12 protein-coding genes are annotated in these 13,578 nt (G+C 70.7%); 6 read left to right on the forward strand and 6 right to left on the reverse strand.

Going from position 1 to position 13,578, the window contains the following annotated elements:
• Positions 1 to 20 precede the first annotated feature (20 nt).
• Positions 21 to 251 carry a hypothetical protein gene (locus ACXJ1Y_RS09415; RefSeq protein WP_463849766.1) on the reverse strand — a complete coding sequence of 77 codons (231 nt, stop codon included), beginning with the start codon at positions 249 to 251 and terminating at the stop codon, positions 21 to 23.
• Positions 252 to 420: 169 nt separating this feature from the next.
• On the opposite strand from ACXJ1Y_RS09415, the gene ACXJ1Y_RS09420 reads away from it, so the two are divergent.
• Complete coding sequence (locus ACXJ1Y_RS09420; RefSeq protein ID WP_463849767.1) at positions 421 to 1,290, forward strand: MBL fold metallo-hydrolase; 870 nt, start codon at positions 421 to 423, stop codon at positions 1,288 to 1,290.
• 55 nt (positions 1,291 to 1,345) lie between these two features.
• Here ACXJ1Y_RS09420 and ACXJ1Y_RS09425 read toward each other — a convergent pair whose 3' ends face one another.
• From ACXJ1Y_RS09425 to nthA, 3 genes are read right to left on the reverse strand one after another with little or no spacing between them, the layout of a single operon-like run.
• Positions 1,346 to 1,711: a nitrile hydratase accessory protein gene (locus ACXJ1Y_RS09425; protein ID WP_463849768.1), complete on the reverse strand. Its 366-nt coding sequence runs from the start codon at positions 1,709 to 1,711 to the stop codon at positions 1,346 to 1,348.
• Positions 1,708 to 2,367: a nitrile hydratase subunit beta gene (gene nthB, locus ACXJ1Y_RS09430; RefSeq protein WP_463849769.1), complete on the reverse strand. Its 660-nt coding sequence runs from the start codon at positions 2,365 to 2,367 to the stop codon at positions 1,708 to 1,710. The genes ACXJ1Y_RS09425 and nthB overlap by 4 nt, the downstream gene beginning before the upstream one ends.
• Positions 2,364 to 3,005 carry a nitrile hydratase subunit alpha gene (nthA, locus tag ACXJ1Y_RS09435; protein WP_463849770.1) on the reverse strand — a complete coding sequence of 214 codons (642 nt, stop codon included), beginning with the start codon at positions 3,003 to 3,005 and terminating at the stop codon, positions 2,364 to 2,366. The genes nthB and nthA overlap by 4 nt, the downstream gene beginning before the upstream one ends.
• Positions 3,006 to 3,187: 182 nt before the next feature.
• On the opposite strand from nthA, the gene ACXJ1Y_RS09440 reads away from it, so the two are divergent.
• Positions 3,188 to 3,886: a sigma-70 family RNA polymerase sigma factor gene (locus ACXJ1Y_RS09440; RefSeq protein ID WP_463849771.1), complete on the forward strand. Its 699-nt coding sequence runs from the start codon at positions 3,188 to 3,190 to the stop codon at positions 3,884 to 3,886.
• Here the strand turns inward: ACXJ1Y_RS09440 and ACXJ1Y_RS09445 are convergent.
• Complete coding sequence (locus tag ACXJ1Y_RS09445; protein WP_463849772.1) at positions 3,852 to 5,237, reverse strand: amidase; 1,386 nt, start codon at positions 5,235 to 5,237, stop codon at positions 3,852 to 3,854. The genes ACXJ1Y_RS09440 and ACXJ1Y_RS09445 overlap by 35 nt on opposite strands.
• A 16-nt stretch (positions 5,238 to 5,253) precedes the next feature.
• Positions 5,254 to 6,855, reverse strand: a complete 1,602-nt coding sequence (locus tag ACXJ1Y_RS09450; protein ID WP_463849773.1) for an ABC transporter substrate-binding protein — start codon at positions 6,853 to 6,855, stop codon at positions 5,254 to 5,256.
• A 201-nt stretch (positions 6,856 to 7,056) separates the two neighbouring features.
• On the opposite strand from ACXJ1Y_RS09450, the gene ACXJ1Y_RS09455 reads away from it, so the two are divergent.
• The 4 genes from ACXJ1Y_RS09455 to ACXJ1Y_RS09470 are packed head-to-tail and all read left to right on the forward strand — an operon-like array spanning position 7,057 to position 13,578.
• Positions 7,057 to 8,601: an acetolactate synthase large subunit gene (locus ACXJ1Y_RS09455; RefSeq protein ID WP_463850076.1), complete on the forward strand. Its 1,545-nt coding sequence runs from the start codon at positions 7,057 to 7,059 to the stop codon at positions 8,599 to 8,601.
• Entirely contained in the window at positions 8,598 to 10,928 is a 2,331-nt protein-coding gene (locus tag ACXJ1Y_RS09460) for a penicillin acylase family protein (protein WP_463849774.1), read from the forward strand. The genes ACXJ1Y_RS09455 and ACXJ1Y_RS09460 overlap by 4 nt, the downstream gene beginning before the upstream one ends.
• 41 nt (positions 10,929 to 10,969) lie before the next feature.
• Positions 10,970 to 12,451: a M81 family metallopeptidase gene (locus ACXJ1Y_RS09465; protein WP_463849775.1), complete on the forward strand. Its 1,482-nt coding sequence runs from the start codon at positions 10,970 to 10,972 to the stop codon at positions 12,449 to 12,451.
• Positions 12,448 to 13,578, forward strand: coding sequence for a M20/M25/M40 family metallo-hydrolase (locus tag ACXJ1Y_RS09470; protein WP_463849776.1), 1,131 nt, complete (start codon positions 12,448 to 12,450; stop codon positions 13,576 to 13,578). Before ACXJ1Y_RS09465 ends, ACXJ1Y_RS09470 begins: the two co-directional genes overlap by 4 nt.

Consider the following 13,578-nt stretch of genomic DNA (forward strand, 5'->3'; position numbering starts at 1 on the left):
TGAGCCGGACTTGTTTCTCCTCAGTGGCGGACGAGCCTCGCCCGCAGCATCGCGCCCGCATCGTAGGAGCGGCACGCGTGCTGCACGAGGATGACGATGAGCGCCAGGGCCAAAGCCGCCGCGATGCAGGGAAGGGCGAGCAGGAGGATCAGCACCGAGCCCACCGCCGTCCGCTCCCCGAGGGAGGCGCGGGGCCAGGGATCGATGGGCCAGCGGTCGAGCGGGCGCCGAATCGAGCGTGCTGTCGTCATGGGCGGGGGTCTCCCATCCGCACCGAACGCGTAATGTGTCCTGGATCGTTGTCCGCGTCGAGCGGAGAGTCCGGACGGCGATGTCGCGGCATGGCCTGGAAACCATGGCGTCCGGGGACAGTTTCAGGCGGTGCTTTCACCGCTGCGTGAGGGCGGAGGACGCGAGACGATGCCCGGTTATCTGCCCTTCGCGGGCGCCCTGAACCTGCCTGCCTACACATGCGACAATTGCGGGTTCTGGCAGCGGCATTTCGAGACGCCCGCCGCCTGCCCGATGTGCCTCGACGCGCGCCACGTGGTGCCGCAGGACGGCTGGCGCTTCCGCAGCACCATCGAAGCGCAGGAGGCTTTCCCCTGCCACTGGCAGGAGTTGGAGCCAGGCGTTTGGCGGTTCTGGAACGAGCCGGTCTCCGGCATCGGCCCTTCGGCCTACCTGATCCAGACCGAGGCCGGGAACATGGGGTTCGAGGGCTGCCCGGTCTTCAGCGAGGCGGCGCTCGACCAGATCGCCCGCCTCGGCGGGATGACGATCCTCTCGGCCTCGCACCCGCATTCCTACGGGGCGCTGGTGCAGTTGCAGGATCGGTTCGATCCGGAACTCTGCCTGCCGGCGGCGGACTTCACATGGAGCGCCGCCCTACAAGTGAGCTGGCCCTACGACGACTTCCTCGAACCGCTGCCGGGTCTCGAACTGCACCGTACGGCGGGGCATTTCGACGGTCACGCCGTGCTGTTCGACCGCAAGCGCAGGATCTGCTTCTGCGGCGACGCCCTGAAGTTCGAACTCGACCCACAGGATTTCCGCAAGGCGCGGACGATCTCGGCGCACAAGGCCTTCGTGCGCGGCGTGCCGCTGACGGTCAACGAGTTGCGCCACTACCGCGACGTGTTCGCGCGGCTCGACTTCACCCAGACCTGGACGCCCTTCGAACCGGCCGCCAATTGCGGCCGGGCGGAGGTGCTGGCGCTGATCGACGCGATGCTCTCCACCCGGCCGCACGCCTACCCGGTGCCGTTGGACGAGTTGCGGAAGGCATGAGGGGGGGCTTCCCTTCCACCCCCCTCATCCCGAGGTGGCCGCCCGGGCGGACACTTCAGGATGAGGGTGAGAGGTGGATTGCGGCAGGCTGGCCCTCGATCGACTGCTCCGGGTCGTTCCCCAGTACGATCGGCTCGCCATGGGGCGTGGCATGCGCCGCGCGCAGCCATGCGGCGGTGCAGGCCTCGACGCTCGCCCCATCCGCTACGCCGCGCTCGGCGAGGAGGCGTTCCAGCGTCTCCAGCCAGCGGCCGTAATCGGCCGCCTGCTCGCCCGCCCCGTCGGGCCGGATCGTGCGGCCGAGCGCCTCGGCCCATTCACCCCAGGTGAACAGGCCCGCCTCCTGCAGGGAGACGACCATGGCGAAGACCTCCGCCTCCCACGGTGCGGCGAAGGGCCCCTGCGGGCGCGGCGCGCTCATGCCGGGTCGAAGTAGGGCTCGAAGGCCGCGATGGTGATACGCCCGGCGGGATCGGCCTCCGGCCCCCACAATTCGGACGCCGCGAAGGCGATTGTGTAGAGCCAGGCCGGGTTCTCGCCTTGCTTGTAGGCATTGGTGTCGGGGAAGACGAAGGCGCCGTGGATCGCCTCGACCACGCCCCGCCGGCCCCGGACATAGCGCGGCAGGCGCGTGTGCCCGACCGGGTTCATCACCTTCGCGACGACGGTCTCGCCGATGGCGAAGCGGGCGGGCCCTTCGGGCTCCCGGTCGCTTGGGAAGCCCGCCCGGAAACGCGGTTCGAGGATGTCGGCGGTGAGGACGCGGGCCAAGGGCCGGGGCGGCTCGGCCGCGCGGCCGGTGGCCATCTCCTCCCGCGTGGCGAGGCCGTTCGCGAGGATCTGCGCTTCCAGGGCTTCGAGCCAGATGTCGTAGTAGCTCGACGCCAGATACTGCGCGGGCGGCAGCGATTCCCGCGCGGCGCGGCTCCCGTCGAGATTCCAGGCTCCGGTGAAGCCCATCGCTAGCGCCATGGCGAAGACGCGCTTCTCCCACTCCGCGTGGAAGACGGGCTCGTTCGGCTCCGGCCGGACGGGCCCGAACCCGTGCGCCCCGCCGAGATCCTGCGCGCCGTTCATGGGCGGATCTCCGCGCCGGGCGAGAGCGGCAGGCCGGTGCCGATCATCGCGTCGCGGGTGACAAGGGCGGCCAGCGCCTCCTCGGAAAAGCCCTCCGTGCCGGCGGGCCGCATCGGCAGCACCATGAAGCGGGTCTCGGCGGTGGAATCCCACACCGTGATCCGCGTCGTCTCGGGGAGGCCGACGCCGAAATCGCTCAGCACCCCGCGCGGGTCGATCACCGCGCGGGCCCGGTAGGCCGGCGCCTTGTACCAAACCGGCGGCAGGCCGAGGACGGGCCAGGGGTAACAGGAGCACAGGGTGCACACGACCATGTTGTGCACCTCGGGCGTGTTCTCGACGACGACCATGTGCTCGCCGCCCCGCCCGCCGATGCCGAGTTCGGCGATGGTCGGCGTGGCGTCTTTCAGGAGGCGATCGCGATAGGCGGGATCGGTCCAGGCGCGGGCGACGACGCGGGCGCCGAGATGGGGGCCGACCTTGGTCTCGTACATCTCGACCAGGGCGTCGAGGGCGGCGGGCTGCACGTAGCCCTTCTCCACGAGGAGCGATTCCAGCGCCCGCACCCGCGCCTCGACGGCCGTGAGATCGCTGCCGTGCGGATGGTCGTGATCGTGGTGGTGATGGTCGTGCGTCATGGCTGATCCTCGGGCAGGGAGGATGCACCCCGCGTCGCCGCGATGCCAACCCCGAAACGTTACCGCCTGGGACTTCGGGACAATCCGGCAAATCCGTCGGGGGTTGTTTAACAGCGGTTCATGCAGGGGCTTGTACGAGACCTTAGACAAATTCCAATATGTAATATTTCGAGGGAGGCCGGATGATCGCCGATCCGCCGGAAGGAGCCACCGAGGCCGCGCCGACGCACGGCGCCAGCGATGTCGGGCGCCATCTGTCCGCGCCGCTGAAGGACTATTTCGCGCTCACGACGAACGACGCGCTGCCCGAGGGTCTGTCGGGCCTCGTGACCCGGCTCGAAACCCTGTTCGCGGGTGCCGACGCCGCGCTGGCCTTCGATTTCCGCGCGGACATCATCAACGCCCTGCCGGCCCTGCGGACCTTCGCCCTCTCCCTGTGTGGGGATGCAATTCGCGCCGACGACCTCGTGCAGGAAGCCTTCGCCCGCGCCTGGGCGAACCAGCATCGCTTCCGGCCCGGCACCAACTTCACGGCGTGGCTGTTCACGATCCTGCGCAACCTGTTCTACTCGGACCTGCGCAAGGCCAAGCGCGAGGTGGAGGATGCCGACGGCGTCCATGCCGAGCGGATGGTCGCCCTGTCCGATCAGGAGGATGCGAGCACCCTCAACACCGTGCGCGAGCACCTGAACCTCCTGCCCGCCGCCCAGCGCGAGGCGCTGCTCCTCGTCGGAGCCGAGGGCTTCACCTACGAGGAGGCGGCGGACCGGATCGGGTGTCAGGTCGGCACGGTGAAGAGCCGGGTGAGCCGCGCCCGCGCGACGTTGCTCGCGGGGCTCGGCATCCTCAAGGAATCGGCTGGCGAAGGTGCCATTCGGTAGCCCGCTGGAAAGCCTGGCCAACGCGCAGGGCCATGGCCTCGTCGTAGCCCCGGCAGGCGATCTGGAGCGACAGCGGCAGGCCGCCCGCCGTGAAGCCTGACGGCAAGCTGAGGGCGCAGAGGTCCAGCAGGTTGCCGAAGCGGGTGAAGCGCGAGGGCGCGTAGGCCTCGTCCACCTCGGACACGGGAATCGCCGCGCATTCCGTCGTCGGCGTCAGCAGGGCGTCGATCCCGTCCATCGCCGCCGCGAACTGCACCTTCATCGCCGCCCGGCGGCGCTGCGTGTGCAGGTAGGTCTGCGCGGACACGGTGGCGCCCGCCAGGATGCGCCCCCGCACCGCGTCGCCCAGCGGCGAGGCCGCATCCTGCGCCAGCGCCCCGTTCTCGAAATAGGCCTCCGCGTTGGTAATGTCGCTCATCGCCAGGAAATCCGCGAAGCGGAACGGCAGGGCGATGTCCACGATTTCGGCGCCCTCCCCCGCCAGGGTGTCGAGTGCCGCGTCGTAGGCGGCCAGCATGTCCGGCGCGACGCCGTCCCGCTCGGCCGCCGGCATCCGCGCGAGGCGCAGGCCCCGCACCCCCCGGTGCAGCGTCGTCCACGGGTCCGCCGGGACGACGCCCTTCGTCACCGGATCGAGGGGATCGGGCCCGGAGATCGCCTCGTAGAGCAGGGCTACGTCCTCGACGGTGCGCGCCAGGGGGCCGGGCGTGTCGAGGGTCGCGGAGAGTGGCACGATCCCGTGGGTGGAGACCCGCCCGACCGTGACCTTGAGCCCGGTGAGTCCACAGAACGAGGCCGGCAGCCTCACCGAGCCGCCGGTATCGGTGCCGATGCCCCAGGGGGCGAGCCGCGCGGCGACGGCGACGCCCGTGCCGCTGGACGATCCCCCCGGCACGCGCTGCACCTGCATGTCCCAGGGGTTCCAGGGCGTCCCGAGATGCTGGTTCGTGCCCCAGCCGCCATAGGCGAACTCGACCGTATGGGTCTTGCCCAGCACGATCATGCCCTGCGCGATGAGCTTGCGCGCCACGGTGGCCGTGCGCGCGGCTCGGCGGGCCCGGTGGGCGGCCGAGCCGCCCATGGTGATCCGGCCCTCCATGTCGATCAGGTCCTTCAGCACGACGGGGACGCCGTGAAGCGGGCCGACCGCGTGGCCCGAGCGGATCGCCCTGTCGGCGCCCTCGGCGGCGAGGCGCGCATCCTGCGCGAAAACTTCCGTGAAGGCCTGAAGCTGCGGTTCGAGCCGTTCGACCCGGCCGAGCAGGGCCTCGACGCAATCGACCGGCGAGAGCTTCCGCGCGGCGATGTCCTTGGCGAGGGCGGCGGCCGGGAGGGTGTGGAGTTCGGTCATGACGGGCTCCGGCCGCTCACTGAACACTGACACGGGTGAGATCGACGAACCAGGATTGCGGCGAGACGAAGCCCTTCACCGATTTCGACATGGCGCGTGGATTGAGATCGTGGACGACGTAGAGCCAGGGCGGATTGTCCACGAGGCGCTCGTGGGCGATCTGCGTCTGCGCGTCGATCACCTTCTGGTCCTTCGTCTCTGCGAGCGCCTTCAGGGCCGCGTCGAACTGGTCGTCCTTCCAGTTCGGGAAGTTGAAGCCGCCCGGCGGGAACCGGGACGAGGAGAAGTACCGCTCCATCACCGCCGCGTCGGAGGAGGGCGAGGAGACGTTCAGCGCGTTCGAGCCCTGCAGATTGCCCGAATCGGGCAGGAGGCGGCTCGCGTTGAGGAGCACCTGCCATTCGACCACGTTGAACGACACGTCCACATTGCAGGACTGCTTCAGGTTCTCCTGAAGGTACTCGTTCATCGGCATGGGCAGCATCTGGCCGGAGCCCGATGACGACACCATCACCTTGAGCGAGAGGGGCTTCCCCGGCCCGTAGCCGGCCTCGGCCAGGAGCTTCTTGCCCTTCTCCGGATCCGAGCCGTAACGGTTCTGAGGCTTGCCGAAATTCGGATCCTTGTCGTTGAGCCAGCCGGAGGCGGGCTCGGCGGTGCCGTTCAGCAGGGCGACGATGCCCTCGCGGTCGACGCAGTAATTCAGCGCCTGCCGCACGCGCACATCCTTCAGGGGACTGTTCGTGCCGGCGATGTTGTAGATCCACGGCCAGACATGCGGGTAGGAGCCCGTGGTGATGGTGAAGCCGGCCTGCTTCAGCGAGGGGATGGCGTCGGGCGCAGGCACCTCGATCCAGTCCACCTGCCCCGAGCGCAGGGCGGCGACGCGGGCATTTGCCTCCGGGATCGGCATCAGGCGGATGCGGTCGACCTTGGCCATGCGGCCGGCATCCCAATACTCGGGGTTGCGGGCGAGATCGACGGATTCGCGCGGGCTGACCTTCACGATCTTGAACGGGCCGGTGCCGGCGGCCGGCAGGGCGGGCACCTTCGTCCAGTCGCGGCCCGCCTTCTCGAAGGATTGCGGCGAGGTGAACAGCAGATACACCACCATGTACGGGAAGTACGACGCGACCTGCGTGGTCGTGATCTGTATCGTCGCGTCGTCGATCTTGCGGTAGCCGGCGACGATGGGCGCCCGCGCCCGCGAGATGCCCGCCGCCTGCGGCTCGAATTGCGGGCTGTCGTTCTTGAAGAACCGGTCGAGGTTCCAGACCACGGCATTCGCGTCGAAGGGTGTGCCGTCGTGGAACTTGATCCCCTGGCGCAGGTGGAAGGTCCAGATGTGGCCGTCGGCGGGGTCCTGCTCCCAGCTCTGGGCGAGGGCCGGCTTGATGCCCGAGGGCCTGTCCGTCTGCGTCAGGTCCCATTGCGTGAGGCCTTCGAAGATCGGGTAGCCCATGAAGCGCATGCCCTCGAAGCCGTTGTTCGGCAGGCCGGTGGCGGTGGGCACGTCGGTCGCCGTCATGGCGATGCGCAGCACGCTGTCGGCCTGGGCTTGGGCCGCGAGGGCGAGGCTGGCGGTGAGCGCGAGGGCGGTGCGTCGGGGGAACGTCATCGGGTGTCCGGATACCGTGGCTGACGCCGCGCCCCGGCAAGTCTCGCGCCAGAACAGGCGGTGACGCCGCAGGGCGATGCTTGTCCATCCTGCGTCCAAGGGGCCTTGCGCCGCCGCTCCACCGTGCCACGATGAGTTGAATTGAAGCGTGCAGGGAGGATTGGCGTGGCTGAACCGACGGATGGGGCGGCGGCTGCGCCGATGAACGGCGCCGAAAGTCTTGTGCGCACCTTGGTGGCGGGCGGGGTGGAGGTCTGCTTCACCAACCCCGGTACGTCGGAAATGCATTTCGTGGCCGCCCTCGACCGGGTCGAGGGGATGCGCTGCGTGCTCTGCCTGTTCGAGGGCGGCGCCACCGGCGCGGCGGACGGCTATGCCCGCATGGCGGACAAGCCGGCCTCGACGCTGCTGCATCTCGGCCCCGGCCTCGCGAACGGCCTCGCCAACCTGCACAATGCCCGGCGGGCGCGCTCGCCGCTGGTCAACATCGTCGGCGAGCACGCCATCTACCACCGGCAATACGATGCGCCGCTCACCTCGGACATCGAGGGGCTGGCACGGCCGATGTCGGCCTGGGTCCGCACGGGGATGAGCGCGGAGGAGATCGGCCGCGACGGGGCCGACGCCATCGCCGCCGCCCGCACCGCGCCGGGGCAGGTCGCGACGCTGATCCTGCCCGCCAACACCGCCTGGGACCCCGGCACCGGCATCGCCCCCGTGCCGCCGATCCCCGAGCGCGCGCGGGCCGAGGACGACGCGATCCGCGAGGCGGCGAAGGTGCTGGCGAGCGGCGAGCCGGTGCTGCTCCATCTCGGCGACCGGGCGGTGCGCGGGGAGGGCCGGGTGATCGCCGACCGCATCGCCCGCAAGACCGGCGCGAAGCTGCTGGCCATGACCTCGAACGCCCGGATCGACCGGGGCGTCGGCACCGTGCCCATCGAGCGCCTGCCCTACCCGATCGATCAGGCCATCGACGCCCTGAAGGGCTTCCGCCACATCATCCTGATCGGCGCGACCCAGCCGGTCGGCTTCTTCGCCTATCCCGGCAAGCCGAGCCTCCTCGCCCCGGAGGGCTGCGCGACCCTGACGCTGGCGACGCCGGAGCAGGACCAGATCGACGCCCTCGAACGGTTGGCGGAGGCGGTGAACGCGCCGGAGACCGCCCTGCCCGATCTCGGCACGCGGCCGGAGATCCCGAACTCCGAGGCCCTGGACCAGGACGCCATCGGCGCCGTCCTCGGCGCGCTGATCCCCGAAGGTGCGGTGATCTGCGATGAATCCCTCACCACGGGGCGCAACTTCTTCGCGCTGACAAAGGCCAGTGCCCCGCATGCCTGGCTGCAATTGAGCGGCGGCTCCATCGGCGTCGGCATTCCGATGGCGACCGGCGCCGCCATCGGGGCGCCCGGCCGGAAGGTCATCAACCTCCAGGCGGATGGCAGCGGCCTCTACACAGTGCAGGCGCTGTGGACGCAGGCCCGCGAACGCCTCGACGTGGTGACGGTGGTCTGGTCGAACCGCGCCTACGCGATCCTGCGGGGCGAACTCGCCAATGTCGGCGCGCACAATCCCGGCCCGAAGGCCATCGGGATGCTGAGCCTCGACAACCCCGCCCTCGACTGGGTCTCGCTGGCGCGGGGCTTCGGCGTCGATGGCCGGCGGGTCGAGACCCTGCCCGAATTCATCGATGCCCTGAAGCACGGGCTCGCGGAGAAGGGCCCCTACCTCATCGAGGTGGTGCTTTGAGCCGGACCTTCGCCCTGCCCGGCCTCACCGGGCCGGCGGAGATCCGGATCGATGCCGCCGGCCTCGCCCATATCCGGGCGGGCAGTGCCCTCGACGCCTACCGCGCCCAGGGCTTCAACGCCGCACGCGACCGGCTCTGGCAGCTCGACCTGTGGCGCAAGCGCGGGTTCGGGCTGCTCGCGGCGGATTTCGGCCCAGGCTACCTCGCGCAGGACCGGGCCGCGCGCCTGTTCCTCTACCGGGGCGACATGGCTGCCGAATGGGCCGCCTACGGCCCGCAGGACACGCAGGCCATCGTCACGGCCTTCGTCGGCGGGCTGAACGCCTACGTCGCGCTGACCGAGTCGCAGCCGGATCTCCTGCCGCCCGAATTCGCGCGGATGGGCACGCGCCCCGCTGTCTGGGCGCCGGAGGACGTGGTGCGTATCCGCAGCCATGGCCTCGTGCGCAACGTCCTGTCCGAGGTGGCCCGCGCGAAGGTGCTCAGCCTCGGCGGCGGCCACGAGACGGACGAGTTGCGCAAGCACCTGAGCCCGCCGCACGCGCCTTTCGTGCCCGGTGGCCTCGACGCCTCCGACTGGCCCGACGACCTCCTCGACCTGTTCCGCCTCGCCACGGCGCAGGTGCAGTTCAGCCCCGAACGGCTCCGAGCGACCCGTGAGGAGGCGTGGGCGTGGTCGAAGGTCGATGCCCACGGCATTGTCGGGCGGACGAGCGCGCCCCCGCCGGAATCGAGCGAGGGCTCGAATAACTGGGTGATCGGTTCCGACCGCACCGCCACCGGACGGCCGATCCTCGCCAGCGATCCGCACCGGATCTACCTCAACCCGTCCCTGCGCTACGCCGTGCACCTCACCGCGCCGGGTCTCGACGTGATCGGCGCGGGCGAGCCGGCCCTGCCCGGCATCTCCATCGGCCATAACGGCCACGCCGCCTTCAGCCTGACCATCGCGCCGATGGATCAGGAAGACCTGTTCGTCTGCGAGAAGCACGGGGACGATCCCGACCTGATTCGCGACGGCGAGGGCTGGGAGCGGATCGCCCGCGTCCTGGAGGGGATCCCCGTGCGGGGCGGGCCGGACGAGACCGTCTCCCTCGCCTACACCCGCCACGGACCGGTGATCGCGGAGGATGCGCGCCGCGCCTTCGCCCTGGCCACGGTGTGGTCGGCGCCGGGTTCGGCCGCCTATCTCGGCAGCCTCGCCTATCTCGACGCGCGGACCCCCGAGGCGTTCGGGCAGGCCCTGCGGCACTGGTCCGCGCCTTCGGTGAACCAGCTCTATGCCGACCGGGATGGGCGGATCGCGTGGTTCATGGCGGGCAAGGCGCCGCGCCGGCCGGGGCATGATGGGCTCCTGCCCGTGCCGGGCGACGGACGGTTCGATTGGGCGGGCTTCCTCGACGCGGAGGAATTGCCCCGCGCCATCGACCCCGCCGAGGGCTGGTTCGCCACCGCCAACGAGATGAACCTTCCGCCGGGCTACCCGGCCGAGGACAGGAAGGTCGGCTTCGAGTGGCACGAGCCGTGGCGCGCCACGCGTCTGCGCGCGGTGCTGGGCGCGCAGGACAGCCACTCGCTGGCCGATTCGCAGGCGTTGCAGGCCGATGTGGTCTCGGAGCCGGCCCTGCGCATCGCGCGCCTCGCCTGCGCCGCCCCGGCCGAGAGCGACGACGCCCGGCAGGCACAGGACCTGCTGCGGGGCTTCGACGGACGGCTTGGCCCCGACAGCGCCGCCGCCGCCCTGGTGGAAGTGCTCTGGGTCCGCCACCTGCGCCCGGCGCTGATCGCGGCGCTGGTGCCCGATCCGGCGCTCCGCAGGCTCATTCCGCCGGGCGACACGGAGAGCCTGCTCGCGCGGTTGGAGGCGATGGACCGGCCCGCAGCGCTCCTTGATACGGCGCTTGCCGCCGCCTGGACGACCTGCGGCGAGTTGATGGGCGCGGAGGCCTCCGCCTGGGCCTGGGGGCGCCTCCACCGCGCGCTCTTCGCCCATCCCCTGTCGGCCCTCGGCGGGGACGAGGGATGGGATGTGGGGCCGTTCCCCCTCGGCGGCGCGGGCGCCTGCGTGATGCATGCCGAGTACCGCACGGATACGTTCCGCGTCACCAACGGCGCCTCGTTCCGCATGGTGGTGGATGTCGGCGCATGGGACGCGTCGGTCTTCGTGAACGTGCCCGGCCAGTCGGGCGACCCCCGCGATCCCCATTACCGCGACCTCGGGGAGGTGTGGGCGCGGCAGGGCTACGCGCCGATGCCGTACTCGCCGGACGCCGTCGCGGCGGCGACGCGGCACGTCATCGTCCTCACCCCCGAAACCGGCGCATGACTTGCTCGTCGGCCGGCGCGGAAAGACGCGAAGGATAAGTCTTGAAGATCTTCATCGCCGGCCTTGCGACCGAAACCAACACCTTCGCCCCGTTGCCCACCGGCCGCGCGGCGTTCCTGGCTGATTACTCCCGCCGCGACGGCACGCGCGCCCCGCCCTCCCTCAGCAATATCGGCCTGAAGGCGTGGCGGGAGATGGCCGAGGCCGACGGCCACGAGGTTTCCGAGAGCATCTCGACCTTCGCCCAGCCCGGCGGGATCACCCTGCGCGACGTCTACGAAGAGTTGCGCGACACGCTGCTCGACGACCTGCGCGCCGCGATGCCGGTCCAGGCGGTGCTGCTCTTCATGCACGGGGCGATGGTGGCCGAGGGCTATGACGATTGCGAGGGCGATACGGTGGAGCGGGTCCGCGCCCTGGTCGGGCCGGACGTGACCATCGGCGTCGAGCTCGACCTGCATTGCCACCTCACGGAGACGCTGCGGCGCGGAGCCGACGTGATGGTGATCTACAAGGAATACCCGCACACCGACATTGTGGACCGCGCCCGCGACCTCTACCCGCTGGTGATCGGCACCGTCGAGAAGCGCATCCGCCCGGTCATGGCCTATGCCGATTGCCGGATGGTCAGCATGTGGAAGACCACCCGCGAACCCATCGCCGGCTTCGTGCGGCGGATGATCGAACTGGAGGGCCATGACGGCATCCTCTCGATCTCCTTCGGGCACGGCTTTCCTTACGCGGATGTCACCGATGTCGGTGCGAAGATGCTCGTCGTGGCCGATGGCGACGCGGGCAAGGCCCAGGCGCTGGCCGACACCCTCGCCGCCGAGATCTGGGCGATGCGGGTGGAAGCCTCGACCGCCTTCGACAGCATCGACGCCGCCCTCGACGCGGCGCTGGCCTCCGACGACACCCGGCCGATGGTGCTGGCCGACACCGCCGACAATGCGGGCGCCGGTGCGCCCTCCGACAACACGGCGATCCTCGCCCGGCTCGTCGCCCGTCAGGTGAAGGGCGCGGCGCTCGGCATGATCTGGGATCCCGGCGCAGTCGGCATCTGCCACGAGGCCGGGCTCGGCGCGACCTTCGACCTGCGGGTCGGCGGCAAGTGCGGCGTCACCTCCGGCGATCCGGTGGACCTGCGCGTCACCGTGCGCGGCCTCTCGGACGACCACAGCCAGGGCGGGTTGAGCGGCGGGCGGGCCACCCTCGGCCCCGCCGCCTGGGTCGAGGCGGATGGCATCCACCTCGTCCTCACCCACAAGCGGCAGCAGCCTTTCGCGCCGGATGCCTTCACCGGCCTCGGCCTGACCCTCGACGACAAGCGCATCGTGGTGGTGAAGTCGATGCAGCACTTCTATGCCGGCTTCGTCCCCATCGCCTCCGCCGTGCGCTACGTCGCGGCGCCGGGCGCGGTGCCGCCCGATTACGGGGCGATTCCCTACACGAAGCGCGACCCGAATTTCTGGCCGCGCGTGGACGACCCCTTTGCCGGCCCGGCCTCGGAGGCTGCCCGATGACCCGTGACCTGCACTTCGCCCCCGAGGCCCTGCTCGCGCAACTGCGCGCCTGGGTCGAGTGCGAGAGCCCGACCTACGACGCGCTCGCCGTCAACCGCATGATGGCGCTGGCCGCCCGCGACCTCGCGCTGATCGGCGCGCAGGTCGAGACGATCCCCGGCCGGATGGGCCTCGGCGATTGCGTGCGGGCGCGCTTCCCGCATCCGAAGGGCAACGAGAAGGGCATCCTCGTCCTCGGCCACCTGGATACGGTCCATCCCGTGGGTACACTCGCGCGCCTGCCCTGGCGGGTGGAGGGCAACCGCGCCTACGGGCCGGGCATCCTCGACATGAAGGGCGGCAACGTCATCGCGGTGGCCGCGCTGCGTGCCCTGATCGCCGCCGGGGCGCAGACGCCCCTGCCGGTGACGGTGCTGTTCACCAGCGACGAGGAGATCGGCAGCCCCGCCACCCGCGACCTGATCGAGGCCGAGGCGTCGCGGCATTCCTACGTCCTCGTGCCGGAGCCCGGCCAGCCCGGCGACGGGGTGGTGACGGGCCGCTACGCCATCGCCCGGTTCGACCTGGAGGCGGTCGGCCGGCCGAGCCATGCGGGCTCGTCGCCGGGCGAGGGGCGCTCCGCCATCCGCGCCATGGCGCGCAAGGTCCTCGCCATCGACGCCCTGACGGATGCCGAGTGCACCGTCTCGACGGGTATCGTCTCCGGCGGGATGTGGGTGAATTGCGTGCCGACCCTGTGCCGGGGGCAGGCGCTCAGCATGGCCAAGCGCCAAGCGGACCTCGACCGGGTGGTCGAGCGGATGCTCGCCCTCTCCGGCGAGGAGGACGGCGTGCGCTTCACCGTCAGCCGGGGCGTCACGCGGCCGGTCTGGGAGCCGGATGCGGGGACGCTCGCCCTCTACGCCCTGGCGAAGGACCTCGCGGCCGAGGCCGGCGTGGTCCTCACCCATTGCAGTGCGGGCGGCGGCTCGGACGGCAACTTCACCGGGGCCATGGGTATTCCGACCCTCGACGGGCTCGGCGTGCTCGGCCACGGCTATCACACCCTGGACGAGCACGTTCTCATCGACTCCCTGCCGAGCCGGGCGGCGCTCTTCGCCGGCCTGCTGATGCGCCTCGGCGCGTGA

The sequence above is a fragment of the Methylobacterium sp. TK26 genome, from assembly GCF_055361565.1.

Excerpts from the sequence above, each read along its gene's own strand:
- ACXJ1Y_RS09425 (WP_463849768.1), bottom strand. The coding sequence starts at position 1,711 with ATGAGCGCGCCGCGCCCGCAGGGGCCCTTCGCCGCACCGTGGGAGGCG.
- ACXJ1Y_RS09450 (WP_463849773.1), bottom strand. The coding sequence starts at position 6,855 with ATGACGTTCCCCCGACGCACCGCCCTCGCGCTCACCGCCAGCCTCGCC.
- ACXJ1Y_RS09440 (WP_463849771.1), top strand. The coding sequence starts at position 3,188 with ATGATCGCCGATCCGCCGGAAGGAGCCACCGAGGCCGCGCCGACGCAC.
- ACXJ1Y_RS09470 (WP_463849776.1), top strand. The coding sequence starts at position 12,448 with ATGACCCGTGACCTGCACTTCGCCCCCGAGGCCCTGCTCGCGCAACTG.
- ACXJ1Y_RS09455 (WP_463850076.1), top strand. The coding sequence starts at position 7,057 with ATGAACGGCGCCGAAAGTCTTGTGCGCACCTTGGTGGCGGGCGGGGTG.
- ACXJ1Y_RS09415 (WP_463849766.1), bottom strand. The coding sequence starts at position 251 with ATGACGACAGCACGCTCGATTCGGCGCCCGCTCGACCGCTGGCCCATC.
- nthB (WP_463849769.1), bottom strand. The coding sequence starts at position 2,367 with ATGAACGGCGCGCAGGATCTCGGCGGGGCGCACGGGTTCGGGCCCGTC.
- ACXJ1Y_RS09445 (WP_463849772.1), bottom strand. The coding sequence starts at position 5,237 with ATGACCGAACTCCACACCCTCCCGGCCGCCGCCCTCGCCAAGGACATC.
- nthA (WP_463849770.1), bottom strand. The coding sequence starts at position 3,005 with ATGACGCACGACCATCACCACCACGATCACGACCATCCGCACGGCAGC.
- ACXJ1Y_RS09420 (WP_463849767.1), top strand. The coding sequence starts at position 421 with ATGCCCGGTTATCTGCCCTTCGCGGGCGCCCTGAACCTGCCTGCCTAC.